The 14,220-nt window shown below is 73.3% G+C and carries 15 protein-coding genes; 9 read left to right on the top strand and 6 right to left on the bottom strand.

Going from position 1 to position 14,220, the window contains the following annotated elements:
- Positions 1-12: 12 nt before the first annotated feature.
- Entirely contained in the window at positions 13-1,251 is a 1,239-nt protein-coding gene (locus tag CLV43_RS05135; protein WP_106185717.1) for a mannosyltransferase, read from the top strand.
- Here CLV43_RS05135 and CLV43_RS05140 read toward each other — a convergent pair.
- Positions 1,208-2,245 carry a glycoside hydrolase family 88 protein gene (locus CLV43_RS05140; RefSeq protein WP_245886128.1) on the bottom strand — a complete coding sequence of 346 codons (1,038 nt, stop codon included), beginning with the start codon at positions 2,243-2,245 and terminating at the stop codon, positions 1,208-1,210. The genes CLV43_RS05135 and CLV43_RS05140 overlap by 44 nt on opposite strands.
- Before the next feature lie 111 nt (positions 2,246-2,356).
- Positions 2,357-2,650: a 4a-hydroxytetrahydrobiopterin dehydratase gene (locus CLV43_RS05145; protein WP_106185718.1), complete on the bottom strand. Its 294-nt coding sequence runs from the start codon at positions 2,648-2,650 to the stop codon at positions 2,357-2,359.
- 133 nt (positions 2,651-2,783) lie between these two features.
- Here CLV43_RS05145 and CLV43_RS05150 point away from each other — a divergent pair, with 133 nt between their 5' ends.
- Genes CLV43_RS05150 through CLV43_RS05160 form a run of 3 tightly spaced genes read left to right on the top strand, consistent with a single transcriptional unit; the run spans position 2,784 to position 6,408 of the window.
- Positions 2,784-3,836 (top strand): thiamine ABC transporter substrate-binding protein, encoded by a 1,053-nt coding sequence (locus tag CLV43_RS05150; RefSeq protein ID WP_425445722.1) that lies wholly within the window; start codon positions 2,784-2,786, stop codon positions 3,834-3,836.
- Positions 3,800-5,428 carry an ABC transporter permease gene (locus tag CLV43_RS05155; RefSeq protein WP_425445723.1) on the top strand — a complete coding sequence of 543 codons (1,629 nt, stop codon included), beginning with the start codon at positions 3,800-3,802 and terminating at the stop codon, positions 5,426-5,428. Before CLV43_RS05150 ends, CLV43_RS05155 begins: the two co-directional genes overlap by 37 nt.
- On the top strand, positions 5,428-6,408 hold the full coding sequence (locus CLV43_RS05160; protein WP_106185719.1) for an ABC transporter ATP-binding protein: 981 nt from the start codon (positions 5,428-5,430) through the stop codon (positions 6,406-6,408). Before CLV43_RS05155 ends, CLV43_RS05160 begins: the two co-directional genes overlap by 1 nt.
- Positions 6,409-6,583: 175 nt before the next feature.
- On the opposite strand, the gene CLV43_RS05165 is transcribed toward CLV43_RS05160, so the two are convergent.
- The 3 genes from CLV43_RS05165 to CLV43_RS05175 are packed head-to-tail and all read right to left on the bottom strand — an operon-like array spanning position 6,584 to position 9,566.
- Positions 6,584-7,420 (bottom strand): ABC transporter permease, encoded by an 837-nt coding sequence (locus tag CLV43_RS05165; RefSeq protein ID WP_106185720.1) that lies wholly within the window; start codon positions 7,418-7,420, stop codon positions 6,584-6,586.
- Positions 7,417-8,427, bottom strand: coding sequence for an ABC transporter ATP-binding protein (locus CLV43_RS05170; protein WP_106185721.1), 1,011 nt, complete (start codon positions 8,425-8,427; stop codon positions 7,417-7,419). The genes CLV43_RS05165 and CLV43_RS05170 overlap by 4 nt, the downstream gene beginning before the upstream one ends.
- Positions 8,424-9,566 (bottom strand): LolA family protein, encoded by a 1,143-nt coding sequence (locus CLV43_RS05175; protein WP_106185722.1) that lies wholly within the window; start codon positions 9,564-9,566, stop codon positions 8,424-8,426. The genes CLV43_RS05170 and CLV43_RS05175 overlap by 4 nt, the downstream gene beginning before the upstream one ends.
- Before the next feature lie 130 nt (positions 9,567-9,696).
- On the opposite strand from CLV43_RS05175, the gene CLV43_RS05180 reads away from it, so the two are divergent.
- Genes CLV43_RS05180 through CLV43_RS05200 form a run of 5 tightly spaced genes read left to right on the top strand, consistent with a single transcriptional unit; the run spans position 9,697 to position 13,175 of the window.
- A complete protein-coding gene (locus CLV43_RS05180; protein ID WP_170155684.1) occupies positions 9,697-10,437 on the top strand; it encodes a response regulator transcription factor in 741 nt (246 codons plus the stop codon).
- Entirely contained in the window at positions 10,434-11,720 is a 1,287-nt protein-coding gene (locus tag CLV43_RS05185; RefSeq protein ID WP_245886130.1) for a sensor histidine kinase, read from the top strand. The genes CLV43_RS05180 and CLV43_RS05185 overlap by 4 nt, the downstream gene beginning before the upstream one ends.
- 28 nt (positions 11,721-11,748) lie before the next feature.
- Positions 11,749-12,570: an NUDIX domain-containing protein gene (locus CLV43_RS49105; RefSeq protein ID WP_245886131.1), complete on the top strand. Its 822-nt coding sequence runs from the start codon at positions 11,749-11,751 to the stop codon at positions 12,568-12,570.
- Between the two features lie 21 nt (positions 12,571-12,591).
- Positions 12,592-12,924: a PadR family transcriptional regulator gene (locus tag CLV43_RS05195; RefSeq protein ID WP_245886132.1), complete on the top strand. Its 333-nt coding sequence runs from the start codon at positions 12,592-12,594 to the stop codon at positions 12,922-12,924.
- Entirely contained in the window at positions 12,921-13,175 is a 255-nt protein-coding gene (locus tag CLV43_RS05200; RefSeq protein ID WP_106185725.1) for a hypothetical protein, read from the top strand. Before CLV43_RS05195 ends, CLV43_RS05200 begins: the two co-directional genes overlap by 4 nt.
- Before the next feature lie 3 nt (positions 13,176-13,178).
- Here CLV43_RS05200 and trpS read toward each other — a convergent pair whose 3' ends face one another.
- The gene (gene trpS / locus CLV43_RS05205) at positions 13,179-14,144 is read right to left on the bottom strand and encodes a tryptophan--tRNA ligase (protein WP_106186047.1); all 966 of its coding nucleotides are present in this window, start codon (positions 14,142-14,144) and stop codon (positions 13,179-13,181) included.
- Between the last annotated feature and the right edge of the window lie 76 nt (positions 14,145-14,220).

Genomic DNA, 14,220 nt, shown 5'->3' on the forward strand with positions numbered 1-14,220 from the left:
AGGAGGCCTCGCGTGAACCCGCGTGCCGTGGAAGCCCGCGTGCTCGCAATCGCGCCGTGGCTGCTGGCGCTGTCCCTGGTGGGGCAGTTGACGATGGTGGCGTTCCAGACGCAGATGACCATGATCGACCTGATGGTCTACCGGAACGGCTCACCCGAGTTGTTCACGGGGTTCCTGTACGACTGGCGGCTCAGCGAGTTCTCGGACAAGTTCGCGCTGCCGTTCACCTACCCGCCGTTCTCGGCGCTGGTGTTCGTGCCGCTGTCGTGGATCCCGTGGGGCGTCGCGCGCTGGTTCTGGCAGATCCTCTGCCTTGCCTGCCTGTACTGGTTGATCCGCACCGCGTTGAGGATGATCGACGCCGAGCACCTGTCCCGGCGCGCGATGCTGTGGACGGCGCTGGCGATCTGGGTCGAGCCGGTGCGCACGACGTTGAACTACGGCCAGATCAACCTGCTGCTGGCCGCCGTGCTGCTCGCCACGATGGCGAGCACCCGCCCGTGGGTCGCCGGGTTCGGCGTCGGCGTGACCGCGGGGATCAAGCTGACGCCCGCGGTGTCCGGCGTGTACTTCCTGGGCACCAAGCGGTTCGCGGCGGCGGTCTGGTCGGTGGTGGCGTTCGGGCTCACGGTCGGGCTCGGGTTCCTGGTCGCGCCGCAGCTGTCGGGCGAGTACTGGTTCCACCTGCTCGGCGACGCGAGCCGCATCGGTCCGGTGGGCTCGTCGATCAACCAGTCGCTGCGCGGGGCGCTGTCCCGGACGGTCGGCTACGACGTGCAGAGCGGGCCGATCTACCTGGCGGGCTGCGCCGTCGCGGTGGTGCTGATGGTGTGGGCGCTGCGCGAGGCGTTGCGGGCCAAGCAGACCCTGGCCGCGATCGTCGTGGTGCAGGTGTTCGGGCTGCTGGTGTCGCCGATCTCCTGGAGCCACCACTGGGTGTGGGCGATGCCCGCCCTGATGTGGCTGCTCTACGGCCCGGCGAACCGGCACCGGCTGGTCAACACCACCGCGGTCGTCTGGGTGCTGTCGATCGGCAGCTTCCTGATCTCGTTCCTGCTGATCTGGCAGGACTCCATCTGGACCATCCCGCGCCCCTGGTGGGAGTCGCTGCTCGGCTGGGTCTACCCGGCCGCGGGCCTGCTCACGCTGGTTGCGGTCGCCGTCGGCCTGCGGGCCCTCGAACCGGGCCCGCGGACCGAGGCGGAGATCAGCAGCCCGGTGTCAGAGCCGCAACCTGCTGACCGGCGCTGAGGAACGCCCCGACGGCGAACGCCGCGCTGTCGTCCGCACCCGCCGGTCGGTGCGACCCGCGGGCCTGCACGTAGCCGAACCTCCCGCTGTCCCGCAACGCCGAGGTGGTCAACGCGGTCCAGCCGCGCCGCACGACGGGCAGGTAGGTGTCCTCGTCGAGCACACCGGCGTTGATCCCGGCGGCGAGGGCATGGGTGACCAGCGCGGTCGAGCTGGACTCCTTGCCGCCGAACAGCAGTTCGGCGTCGAAGAACCCGTCCGGCCGCTGGAGCCACCGCATCGTCTCGGCCGACCGCCGCAGCGTCCGCGCGTACTCGGCGCGGTCCGGGCTGTCGGCGGGCAGCGCGAGCACGGCCTTGGCCAGCCCGGACATCGCGAAGCCGTTCGCCTGCGCGTTGCCGCGCCAGAGTCCGGTGACGTCGTCGAACAGCCGCCGCCTGGCATCGCGGAACAGCGTCCGCGCCGCGTCCAGCAGGGCCGGGTCCGCGTCCATCACGCCGAGGCGGGTGAACGACGGCAGCGACATGTCCAGCGCGTCCGGCGTCGTCCAGTACCGGGTGTCGCCCCGCGCGACGCTCGCGGCCTCGGCGGCCAGGTTCGCGCGCAGCGGGTCGAGCACGCGGTCCTCCTGGTGGAAGAACCACACGTCCAGGTAGGCCTCGCCGGAGGCCTGCGGGTCGGCGGCGAACGGGTGCGCCGGGTCGAGCGGCAGCAGCCACCCGTTGGCCTCGGTCCACGGCCACGTCTTGTGGTTGCTGACCCCGGTCGTGCGGACCTGGGCGAGGTTGCCGACGTGGAACAGCGCGTTGGACCAGGTGTTCGCGGCCTGGTCGGTGTCGTGGTCGACCCAGTACGCGGACGAGCGGACCATCAGGTCGGTGACCCCGCAGTCCGCGGCGGGTGCGGGGTCGGCGACCGACGGAGGGGCGACGGCCAGGCCGGTGGCGAGCAGGCCCACCGCGACGAGCGCGGTCCTCCGAAGTGACTTCAGCACGGGTGCCTCCTGGAGCGGAGGCGGCGGTGGTCCCATCGAACCGAGCGCGAGCCGGCCGCACAAGGGCGGCGGCGTTTCCGGTCGCTCCCCGCGGACGACGCCGTCGACCGGTTACCCGAGCGCGTCGAGGACGCCGTCGATCTCGGCCGCGAGACCCAGGTCCAGCGCCGTCACGCCGCCCTTCGAGTGCGTGCTGACCCGGAACGTGAGCGTCCGCCACCGGATGTCGACGTCCGGGTGGTGGTCGTTGTTCTCGGCGATCTCGGCCACCCGGTTCACCACCTGGATCGCCTCCGGGAAGCTCTTGAGCTCCACGATGCGCATGAGCGCGTTCTCCTGCGCGCTCCAGCTCGGCAGCGAGCGCAGGGCTTCGGTCACCTGGTCGTCGGTCAGCAGTTCGGCCATGACCCCGATGGTGCCACCAGGTCGCGTACGCTGCCGCTTACCACGGGAGTCCGGTACTGCGCCGGGCTGAGAGGAAGGCGCGCGAGCCTTCGACCGTCCACACCTGATCCGGGTCATGCCGGTGTAGGGAGAGATGATGCTCCGCCGAGTTCTGGTCGCGTCCGCATGCCTTTCGCTGGTGGCGGGCTGTTCGCTGAGCGGTGGGTCCGGGTCGTCCGCGTCCGGTGGAGGCGACCACGTCGTCACGCTGGTGACGCACGACTCGTTCGTCGCCAAGCAGGAGACGCTGGACGCGTTCAAGACCGCCACCGGGATCACCGTCAAGCCGCTCGCCAGCGGGGACGCCGGGGCGCTGACGAACAAGCTGGTGCTCACCAAGTCCAACCCGATCGGGGACATCGCGTTCGGCGTCGACTCGACGTTCGCGTCGCGGGCGCTGGCCGAGGGCGTGTTCGCCGAGTACAAGAGCCCCGAGGCGGACAAGGGCGCGCAGCGCTACCAGGTCGACGGCGGCACCAGGCTGCACGCCGTCGACGTCGGGGACGTGTGCCTCAACGTCGACGTCGCCGGGCTGGCCGCGAAGGGCGTCCCGGAGCCGAAGACCTACGACGACCTGGTCGACCCGAAGTACAAGGACATGCTGGTGGTCGAGGACCCGGCGACCTCCTCGCCGGGGCTCGCGTTCCTGCTCGGCACGATCGGCAAGTACGGCCCCACGGGCTGGGGCGAGTACTGGACCAAGCTCAAGGCCAACGGCGTCAAGGTCGTCAGCGGCTGGGAGGAGGCCTACAACCAGGACTTCTCCGGGTCCGCGGGCAAGGGTCCGCGGCCGGTCGTGGTGTCCTACGCGTCCTCGCCGTCCGCCGAGATCGGCGACGACGGCGTGCCGCGCACCAAGGCCGTGCTCGACACCTGCTACCGGCAGGTGGAGTACGCCGGTGTGCTGACCGGCGCGAAGAACGCCGAGGACGCCAAGAAGGTGCTGGACTTCCTGCTGTCCGAGCAGTTCCAGGCCGACGTGCCGGAGCAGATGTACGTGTACCCCTCGCGCGAGGGCGTGAAGCTGCCCGAGGCGTGGACCAAGGCGGCGCCGCTGCCCGCGTCCTCGCAGGCGCTGCCCGCGGACCAGGTCAGCGCCAACCGCGAGCAGTGGGTGCAGCAGTGGCGCGCGCTCGTAGTGGGCTGAGACTCCGGGGCACGGGGTGGGCGTTGGCGGCGTTGGTGCCGCTGGCCTTCCTCGGCGTCTTCTTCGCCTGGCCGGTGCTCGCGATCGTGCGGCTCGGGGTGCGCGACGGCGGGGTCGGCGGGGTGCTGGCCGCCGCCGGGACGTGGGAGCTGGTCGGGTTCACCCTCGGCCAGGCCGCCGCGTCCACGGTGCTCGCCCTGCTCGCGGGGCTGCCCGTCGCGTTCCTGCTGGCCCGCTGCGAGGTCGTGGGCACGGGGTTCGTGCGGGCGGCGGTGATGGTCCCGTTCGTGCTGCCGACCGTGGTGGTGGGCCTGGCCTTCCGGGCGCTGTGGCCCGACGGCGGGGTGCTGCCGATCGTGCTGGCCAACGCGTTCTTCAACGTCGCCGTGGTCGCGCGGACCGTGGGCGGGCTGTGGGCGCACACCGACCGCCGGGCCGAGGACGCCGCCCGCGCGCTGGGCGCGTCCCGGCCGCGGGCGTTCCGGTCGGTCGTCCTGCCCGCGCTGCTGCCCGCGATCGGGTCGGCGGCGTCGGTGGTGTTCCTGTTCTGCGCCACCAGCTTCGGCGTCGTGCTGGTGCTCGGCGGCGCGCGCTACCGGACGTTGGAGACCGAGATCTACCTGCGCACGGTCGAGCTGTTCGACCTGTCCGGCGCGGCCGCGCTGTCACTGCTCCAGTTCGCCGCGGTGCTCGCGGTGCTGCTGCTCGGCGGGCTGGCCCGGCGCAGGCGGGAGACCGCGTTGTCGTTGCGCGGCAACGCCGAGGTGGTGCGCAGGCCGACCGGCGGCGAGTGGGGCGTGGTCGGCGTCGCGTTCGCCGTGGTGCTCACGCTGCTCGTCCCGGTCGTCGGCCTGCTCGTGCGCTCGCTGTCCACTGTGGACGGCTGGAGCCTGGCGGGCTACCGGGCGCTGGCGGGCACGGGGGAGCGCGGCACGCTCGCCGTGTCGGGGGTCGACGCGGCGCTGAACTCGGTGCGCGCGGCCACCGACGCGACCCTGCTTGCGCTGTCGATCGGGGTGTTCTCCGCGGTCGTGCTGGTCGGCCTGCGCCGCGGCCGGACGCCCCGCGGGGTCGGCGAGGTGCTGGACACCGCGCTGATGCTGCCGCTCGGGGTGTCCGCGGTGACGGTCGGCTTCGGCTACCTGGTCACCATGGACGCCCTGCCCGGCGACCTGCGCACGTCACCCGCCCTGGTGCCGCTGGCGCAGGCCCTCGTGGTCACGCCGCTGGTCGTCCGGATCGTGCTGCCGGTGCTGCGCGCGGTCGACGAACGGCTGAGGCAGGCCGCGGCGACGCTGGGCGCGAGCCCGTGGCGGGTGTGGCGCGAGGTCGACCTGCCGCTGGCGGGCCGGTCGCTGCTGGCCGCCGCCGGGTTCGGGTACGTGGTGGCGCTGGGGGAGTTCGGGGCGACCAGCTTCCTGGCCCGCCCGGACTCGCCGACGCTGCCGATCGTGATCGCCCGGCTGATGTCGCGGCCGGGGCAGCTCAACAGCCAGATGGCCTACGCGGCGTGCGCGCTGCTGATGGTCGCGACGGTCGCCGCGGTGCTGCTGATCGAACGGCTGCGCGTGCCCAGTGGTGGGGAGTTCTGATGTCGTTGCTGCTCGACGGGGTCGACGTCCGCTACGGCGACGTGGCCGCCGTGTCCGGGGTCGACCTGACCGTGGCCGACGGGGAGGTCGTCGCCCTGCTCGGCCCGTCCGGTTGCGGCAAGTCGACGATGCTGCGCGCGGTCGCGGGTCTGGAACGGCCCAGCGCGGGCTCGGTGCGCTGGGACGACGAGGACCTGGCCGGTGTCCCGGTGCACCGCAGGGGGTTCGGGCTGGTGTTCCAGGACGGCCAGCTGTTCCCGCACCGCGACGTGGCGGGCAACGTGGCGTTCGGGATGCGGATGCACGGCGTGGAGGCCGAGGCGCGGCACAAGCGCGTGGCCGAGCTGCTGGAGCTGGTCGGCCTCGGCGGGTACCAGAAGCGCAAGGTCACCGAGCTGTCCGGCGGTGAGCAGCAGCGGGTCGCGCTGGCGCGGGCGCTGGCCCCGCGGCCCCGGTTGCTGCTGCTGGACGAGCCGCTGTCCGCGCTGGACCGGGCCCTGCGCGAGCAGCTCGCGGTCGACCTCGCCCGGCTGCTGCGCGAGGCGGGCGCCACGGCGCTGGTCGTCACGCACGACCACGACGAGGCCTTCACGCTGGCCGACCGGGTCGCGGTGATGCGCGCCGGGCGGATCCGCCAGGTCGGGCCGCCCACCGACGTGTGGCGGTCGCCGGTCGACGTGGACACGGCGAAGTTCCTGGGCTGCAACCGGATCCTGCCCGCGGACGCGGCGCTCGACCTGCTCGGCGTCACCGTGCCCGGCCGGGTCGGGCTCCGCTCGACCGCGCTGCGCGTGGACGCCGCGGGGCCGCTGGAGGGCGTGGTGCTGGAACGGGTGCACCGCCGCGACCACGTGCGGCTGCTGGTGGCGGTGCGGGACGAGGAGCTGGAGGCCGTCGCCCCGATCGCCGAGCCCCCAGCGCTCGGCGATCGGGTGCGGCTGTCGGTGGACCCCGACGGGCTGGCCGTGCTGCCCGGCTGACCGACCGGCCCTAGGGCGTGTGTCGGAGTCTCGTTCGATGGGAGTCGCGCCTGAGGTGGTTCCTGGCGGTGCGGCCGACTGGTCCGCATACCGCTGTTGTATGCGGGCCAGTCGGCCGTGCCCCCAGGGGCCGCGTCAGGCCCGGCTACCGCGAACACGGACTTCGACACACGCCCTAGCCGTCCTTGGTGACCAGTCGGATGGCGGCCAGCGACAGGCCGATCACCAGGTAGCAGGCGGCCAGCGCGGTGCTGTTCCACAGGCCCTCGGTCGGCAGCGGGTCGCGCATCACGTCGGCCAGGCCGTCCCACGCCGAGGTGATCAGGTAGGGCTGGAGCCAGTCCAGCGAGCTGAACGCGCCCAGCACGGCGAACACGATGAGCCCGGCCATGGTCGCGGCCATCACGACCAGCGGGTGCTCGGTGCACGCCGAGATCGCCAGCGCCACGGCGGCCACGGCCCACATCTGGAACGTCACCAGCAGGATGGTGAGCACGATCCGGCCGACGGCCGCGCCGACCGACAGCGTGGTGCCGGAGATCGTGAGCATCCCGTCCATGCCGAACAGCGCGATGCCGGTGATCGTGCCGACGAACGCCATCAGCGTCACCGCGAACAGCGACATCGTGGCGATGCCGAACGCCTTCACGCCGAGCAGCCGGATGCGGCCCACCGGCGCGACCATGAGACCGCGCAACGTGCCGCTGTTCGCCTCGCCCGCTAGCCCGTCGGCCGCCCAGATCGCGCCGACCAGCGGCAGCAGCAGCGGCAGCGACAGGAACAGCGTGAAGATCGGCAGCACCAGGCCGTTGCCCGCGATGATCGCGGCGAGCCCCGGACCGGCCGGGCCGCCCGCGTTGTCGACGGCGAACCAGAGCCCTACGCCCGCGAGGACCGGGACGACGCACAGCAGCCCGAGGCCGATCACGGTGCGCGGGCGGCGCAGGATCCAGCGCAGCTCCGAGCGCAGCTGCCTGGCCAGGGGTGCGCGGGTGGCGACTGCGGTGGTCATCGTGCCCCCTGCTCGATGGTGTCCACAGTGGACAGGTGGTCGGACTCCCCGGCCTCGGTGAGCCGGGCGAACAGGTCCTCCAGCCCGGTGCGCGTGCGGGTCGCCTCCTGGATCTCGACGTCCGCCTGCACCAGGGTCCGGAACACGGCGGGCGCGGTCGTGCCGATCAGCTCGACCCGCACGCCGTCCTCGGCGGGGCGGGCCGAGATCCGGGCGGCGCGCAGCGCGTTCAGCGCACTGTCCACATCGGACGTGGTGACCTGGAGCGCGGAGCTGTCGGCCTGCAGCAGCTCGGCCAGCTCCCCTTGCGCCACCACGGTCCCGCGGTGCAGCACGGCGACGTGCGTGCAGATCGCCTCGATCTCGCTGAGCAGGTGCGACGACACCAGCACCGTGCTGCCCGCGGTGTGCAGGTCGTGCACGACCTTGCGCACCTCGCGGGTGCCCGCCGGGTCGAGGCCGTTGGTCGGCTCGTCGAGCACGATCAGCTTGCGCGGCACCAGCAGCGCCGCGGCCAGCCCCAGCCGCTGCTTCATGCCCAGCGAGTACCCCCGGTACCGCCGGTGCGCGGCCTGCGCGAGGCCGACGCGCTCCAGCGCGTCCTCCACCGCCTGCTTGACCGACCCGGTCGCCAGCAGCGGCTCGAACGCCGCGGCGCGCCGCAGGTTCTCCCGCCCCGACAGGAACGGGTGGAACCCCGGACCCTCGACCAGCGCGCCGACGTGCGGCAACGACTCCGCGGCCCCGTCGGGCAACGGCCTGCCGAGCAGCTCGACCTCGCCCTCCGTCGGCCGCACCAGCCCCAGCAGCATCCGGATGGTCGTGGTCTTCCCGGACCCGTTCGGCCCCAGCATGCCCATCACGGCACCCTCGGGCAGGTCCAGGTCCACCCGGTCGACCGCGACCGTGTTCCCGTACGTCTTGCGCAGCCCCCGCGTCCGAGCGGCGAGGACCGGGGTGGAGCCGGCCGAGGCCGGCTCCACCCGCGCGCTGGTCGAAGTGGTCACTTCAGCTGACCGATCGCCTCGGTGAGCACCTGCTCCGGGACCGCGCCCAACGCGATGCGGCCGTCGTCGGCCAGCAGCACGTTGCCGATCTTGCTGCTGATCAGCGTCCCGTTGCCCCACGAACCGCTGACCTGCTTGCCCAGCTGCTTGAGCAGGGCCTGCGGGTCGGTCTGGTCGGCGCCGCCGCGACGGGGCCGGTCGGACCTGCCGGGCTCGTCGGCCGGGGCCTGGAGGCCGGTGAGCTGGTCGGCGGGCAGCTTGGCGACGATCACGCTGTCCCAGCCGTCACCGACGACCTGGGGCGCGACCTGGCCGAACACCTTCTCGGCCTCGGCCTTGTCCTGCTCGGACGGCTCCTCGGCCTTCTTCTCCTCCACCTTGGCGCTGGCGGACGGCGTGAACCGGAACAGCCCCGCGTCCTGGGCGCCGACGGTGATCTCGGAGAACCCGACCTGCACGGCCGCCTCGTCGGTGCCGTTGGTCAGCACCGCCACCCGCAGCGGGATGCGCAGCTCCGAGTCGACCGCGATGCGCACCTCGCGCAGCACCGTCCGCTCGGTGGGCTTGGGCGTGAGCACCAGCTCGTAGGCCGACCGGTTGGCCACGCGGGCCGTCCCGTCCACGGTCACGGTGCTGGTCTTCTCGACCTCGCCGACGACGTCGCGGGCCAGCGACAGCGGGTCGAGCGGTTTGCCGTCCTGGCCGAGGCCCAGCCCGAGCTCGGGCTTCGCGTCCGGCTCGGCGTCGCCGTGCGGGGCCTTGGTGACGGTCTGCGTCTCCGAGTTCCACGTCCAGAGCGTCTCGCCGTCGTCCACGATGGTCCGCTCCGAGCTGCCGCTCGGCATCGACACCCGCGCCCGGCCCTCGCCGTCGGTCCACATCCGGATCTGGCTGGCGCCGTCGGAGAGCTGCGGGATGCCCGCGATCGTCGGGATGCCGAGGCTGTTGTTCACGTCGACCGTGCCGCCGAACGCGGCGGGCTTCGCGGTCAGGACGGATTCGACCAGGGACTGCGCGTCGACCTGCGGCAGCGCGGGAGCGGGCCCGGCACCGGCGGGCATCGCCAGCACCCCCAGACCGGCCACCCCGGCGACCACTCCGGCCGCCGCCACGGCCACGGTCACCTTTCTCCTGTTCATGTCCCCTCCTCCACGTGCCGGTCGGCCTGGTGCCGTCCGACACCCCAGACACTGCCCGGATGGAACTGAGATGGTGCTGAGAGCCTGAGAGACCGCTGAGATCCCGCGCCGATTGTCCTCCTGAACCGGCATGCTGGGCCACGTGAGACCACGGGTGCTGGTTGTCGACGACGAGATCGGTGTGCGCCGTGCCCTGGAGCGGGGCCTGTCGGCGGAGGGCATGGAGGTCGTCACGGCCGCCGACGGCCCGAACGCCCTGCGCGTGGCGCTGACCGGCGCGTTCGACGTCGTGCTGCTCGACATCATGCTGCCCGGCCTGTCCGGCTACCGCGTCCTGCAGCGGATGCGCGCCGAGGGCGTGCGCACCCCCGTGCTGATGGTGTCGGCCAAGGACGGCGAGGTCGACCAGGCCGACGGGCTCGACCTGGGCGCCGACGGGTACCTGGTCAAGCCGTTCTCGTTCGTGGTGCTGGTCGCGCAGGTCCGCGCGCTGCTGCGGCGCAACTCCGGCGGCAACTCCCGGCGCAGGCTCAAGCTGGGCGAGCTCGTCGTCGACCGGGGGCTGCGCGAGGTCACCTGGGCGGGCGCGCCGGTGTCGCTGAGCCCCCGCGAGTACGCGGTGCTCGACGTGCTGGCGGGCCGCGCGGGCTCGGTCGTGACCAAGGACGAGCTGCTGCGCACGGTGTGGGGCGACGAGCAGGCCGCGACCCGCAACGCCGTGGAGGTCTACGTCGGCTACCTGCGGCGCAAGCTCGACGCGATGGGCGCCGGCGAGGTCGTCCGCACCGTCCGCGGGCACGGCTACCTCGCCTCCACCGCCGACCTCGACGCGGCGCTCGGCGCGACCGTGCAGCGGGCGGCCCGTAGGTGAACCCGCGTCGGTGGTGGTTCCGGCGCACGTTGCGGTTCCGGATCACCGTGGTGGCCACCGGCGTCGCGTGGCTGTGCCTGATGGCGTTGACCAGCCTGGCGCCGAGCCTCATCGCGCGCGTGCAGATCAGCGCCGTCGACTCGCAGCTGACCAGGGCGGTCGCGCTCGGCAGCGGCCCCGAGGTGCGGGTGCTGGACACCGCGGGGGCCCCGTTCGACGGGCTGCCCGCGCCCGACCTGACGCCCGCCGAGCTGCGCACCCTGAAGGCCGGGCAGCCGGTGCTGCGCGAGAACGGCGTGAGCGCCATGCGCTGGCTCGGCCGCGTCGAGACCACCGCCGACGGCACGCCCCGGCTCGTCGTCGCGGGCAACACCCTCATCGGCTACACCGGCGCGAACGAGCTCGGCACCCGCTGGCTCGCCGTGGCCACGGCGCTGGTCGCGCTGCTGGTCGGCATCGCGACCTGGCTGTCCGTCCGGTCCTCGCTGCGCCCGGTCGAGCGGATGCGCGTCGCCGCCGCCGAGCTGCCCCGCGGCGAACGGCTGCCGGTGCCCGAGTCGCGCGACGAGCTGCAAGCGCTCGCGGAGGCGTTGAACGGCCTGCTCGCCCGGCGCGACGAGGCCACCGAGCGGCTGCGCCGGTTCACCGGCGACGCCGCCCACGAGCTGCGCTCGCCCGTCACGTCGGTGCGCGCCCAGGCCGAGGTCGCCGTCGCCCACCCGGACCCGGAGTTCTCGCTGGAGGTGCTGGAGTCCGTCGTCGAGGAGTCCGAACGCCTCTCCGCCCTGGTCGACGCCCTGCTCATCCTGGCCCGCGCCGACAGCGGCGAGCTGCCCCGCGCCGAGCCGGTGGACCTGGTGCTCCAGGTGCAGGCGATCGTCGACCGGATGCCGTCGACCGACCTGATCGTGCAGGTCGCGGCTCCGCTGAGCGCGTGCATGGTGTCCGCGACCCGCGCCGAGGTCGAGCTGGTCGTCGACAACCTCGTCCGCAACGCCGTCCGCTACGCCAACGGCCTGATCCGCATCTCGGTGCTGCCCGCCGCGCGGGAGATCCGGCTGATCGTGGACGACGACGGCCCCGGCATCCCGTCCGAGCACTGGTCGCGGATCTTCGACCGGTTCTACCGCGTCGAGGAGCACCGCGGCCGGGCCTCCGGCGGCTTCGGCCTCGGCCTCGCGCTGGTCGCCCACCTGGTCCGGCAGCGCAAGGGGACCGTCCGGGTCGCCGAGTCGCCGCAGCGCGGTGCCCGCCTCGAGGTCCGCTGGCCCGCTTACCGGTGATCGCACAGGTGAATGGCAGTATGCGGCCGTGCCCGATCTCCGTGCGACCACGCTCGTAGCCGCGCCCGTCCGCACCGTCGCGGGCGCACTGCTCGACGCGCGTCTGCTCACCGCGTCCGTGCGCGGGCTGGGCGTGCGCATCTCCGGCGGCTCGGGCGTCCTGCACGTCGGCGCCGAGCTCCAGGGCTCCGTCGGCCCGGTCCGCGGCAGGCTCGTGGTCACCCGCGCGGACGTGACCGGTGTGTCCGCGTCCCTCGTCGACGGCCCGCTGCCCTCGTTCGAGCTGTCCACCGACCTCGTCGAGACCGGCGGGGGCACGCTGGTCGTCGACTGCGTCGAGTGGAACAGCCCCGGCGGCCCGTTCGGACGGCTGGCCGACGTGATGGTCGGCCGCGGCCTCGCCCTCAAGATCCTCGAAGCCCGCGCGGGCGCCGTGTCCCGGCGGGCGTTGCAGCTGGTGGAGGCCGCCGTCGTGGTCGGCGCCGCCATCACCCGCGACGGGCTGCTCCTGGTCCAGCAGCGCTCCTTCCCCGCCGAGGCCGCGGGGAAGTGGGAGCTGCCCGGCGGCCGGGTCGACGCCGGGGAGACCGAGGCGGTGGCGCTGGCGCGGGAGTGCGTCGAGGAGCTGGGCGTGGAGATCGAGGTCGGCGACCAGGTCGGGCCCGACGTGCCGCTGACCGCCTCGCTCCTGCTCCGGGTGTTCTCGGCTGGTCTGGTGTCGGGCGAACCCGAGGCCCGTGAGCACCGGGCCGTGCGCTGGGTCCCGGTCTCGGCGCTGGAGGGCCTCGACTGGCTGCCCGCGGACCGCGTGCTGGTACCGGGGCTGCAGGGACTCTTGTCCTCTATTTAGGGGCTAGGTAGAGTTCTGGGTATGGCGGGACCCAGGATGACGTTGCCGACGCAGCTCGTGCTGCGCCAGTTGATGCAGGACCCGACCCGCGAGATGTACGGGCTGGAGATCTGCGCGGCGGCGGGCCTGCCCAGCGGCACGATCCACCCGATCCTCGCGCGACTGGAGAAGGTCGGCTGGCTGGAGAGCCGCTGGGAGGAGGTGGACCCGGCGGCGGAAGGACGGCCGAAGCGCCGGTACTACCGACTGCACCCGGACGGGATCGCGCAGGTCAAGGCCGCTCTGCACCGCGCGGAGGCCTCGGTGGCCGCACTGGGTCGCCTGCGGCCGGGGCTGGCCGGGGGTGCGGGGTGAGCGGCCGGCTCCTCGACCGGCCGGGCGCCGGGTGGGTGTTGCTGGGCGAGATCGTCCGCGACGACCGCCGCACCCGCAACGCCGTGCGCCTGCTGCGCTGGGTCGTCCCGGCGTTCCTGCTGGTCGTGGGCCTGGTGGCCGCGGTCGCGGTGGTCTCGCCGGTCGGTGCCGGAGTGCTGGTGACCGCGCTCGGCGGCGGTGCGGTGGTGCGCAAGAAGGTGGGTGGGCGCGGGGGGTCCGCGCCCACCTGAGCCTCACCCCAACCCGGCCATCCGCAGCGCCGCGTCCAGCCGGTGCTGGGCCCGGCCGCGGGCGCGTTCGGCGCCGGCCTGGCGGACCCGGTCCAGCTCGGCGGCGTCGTCGAGCAGGGCCAGGGTGCGCTCGCGCACACCCCGCAGCTCCTCCACGACCGCCTCGGCCGCCAGGTCCTTCAGCTCGGAGTAGCTCCCCAGCGACGCCGCGATCTCGTCCGGCGCCTTGGTCGTGCACGCGGAGATGATCTCCAGCAGGTTCGCGACGCCCGGCTGCTCCACCGGGGCGTAGCGGACCTCGTTGAGGTTGTCCGTGACGGCGCGCTTGATCTTGCGCTGGATCAGGTCGGGCGGGTCGAGCACGAAGACGGTGCCCGCGGCGTCGGTGGCGGACTTGGCCATCTTCTTGGTCGGGTCGGCCAGGTCGCGGACGCGGGAGGCGGTGGGCGGGACGACGCCGCGGGGCATGGCGAAGACCTCGCCGTAGGTGCCGTTGAAGCGCTTGGCCAACGCCCTGGCGAGCTCGACGTGCTGGGCCTGGTCGTCGCCGACGGGGACCTCGTGGGCGCCCTGGAGCAGGATGTCGGCGGCCATCAGCACCGGGTAGGTGAGCAGGCTCAGCCGCACCGAGTCGCGGCCCGCGGACTTCTCCTTGAACTGGATCATCCGCGCGGCCTCGCCGTAGGTGCAGGTGCACTCCAGGATCCAGGTGAGCGCGCCCAGCTCCCTGACCAGGTCGGACTGCACCGAGACGCTGTGCGGGTCGACCCCCGCCGCGATCAGCAGCGCGAGCTGCTCCCTGGTCAGGGACCTGAGTTTCGACGGGTTGTGGGAGGACGTCATCGCGTGCAGGTCGCTGATGAAGTAGACGTCCTGCTCGGTCCCCTCGGCGGCCCACCGGCGGATGGCGCCGAGGTAGTTGCCCAGCTGGACGTGACCGGACGGGGTGATGGCGGAGAGCCTGATCATGGTGGGTCCCTTCGACAGGTGTGCCACCCGTCGGCGCGGGACCCCGAACACAGCGAAGGCCGCCCGAGCGGGCGGC

Origin of the sequence: Umezawaea tangerina (assembly GCF_003002815.1) — a bacterium.
Lineage (GTDB): Bacteria > Actinomycetota > Actinomycetes > Mycobacteriales > Pseudonocardiaceae > Umezawaea > Umezawaea tangerina.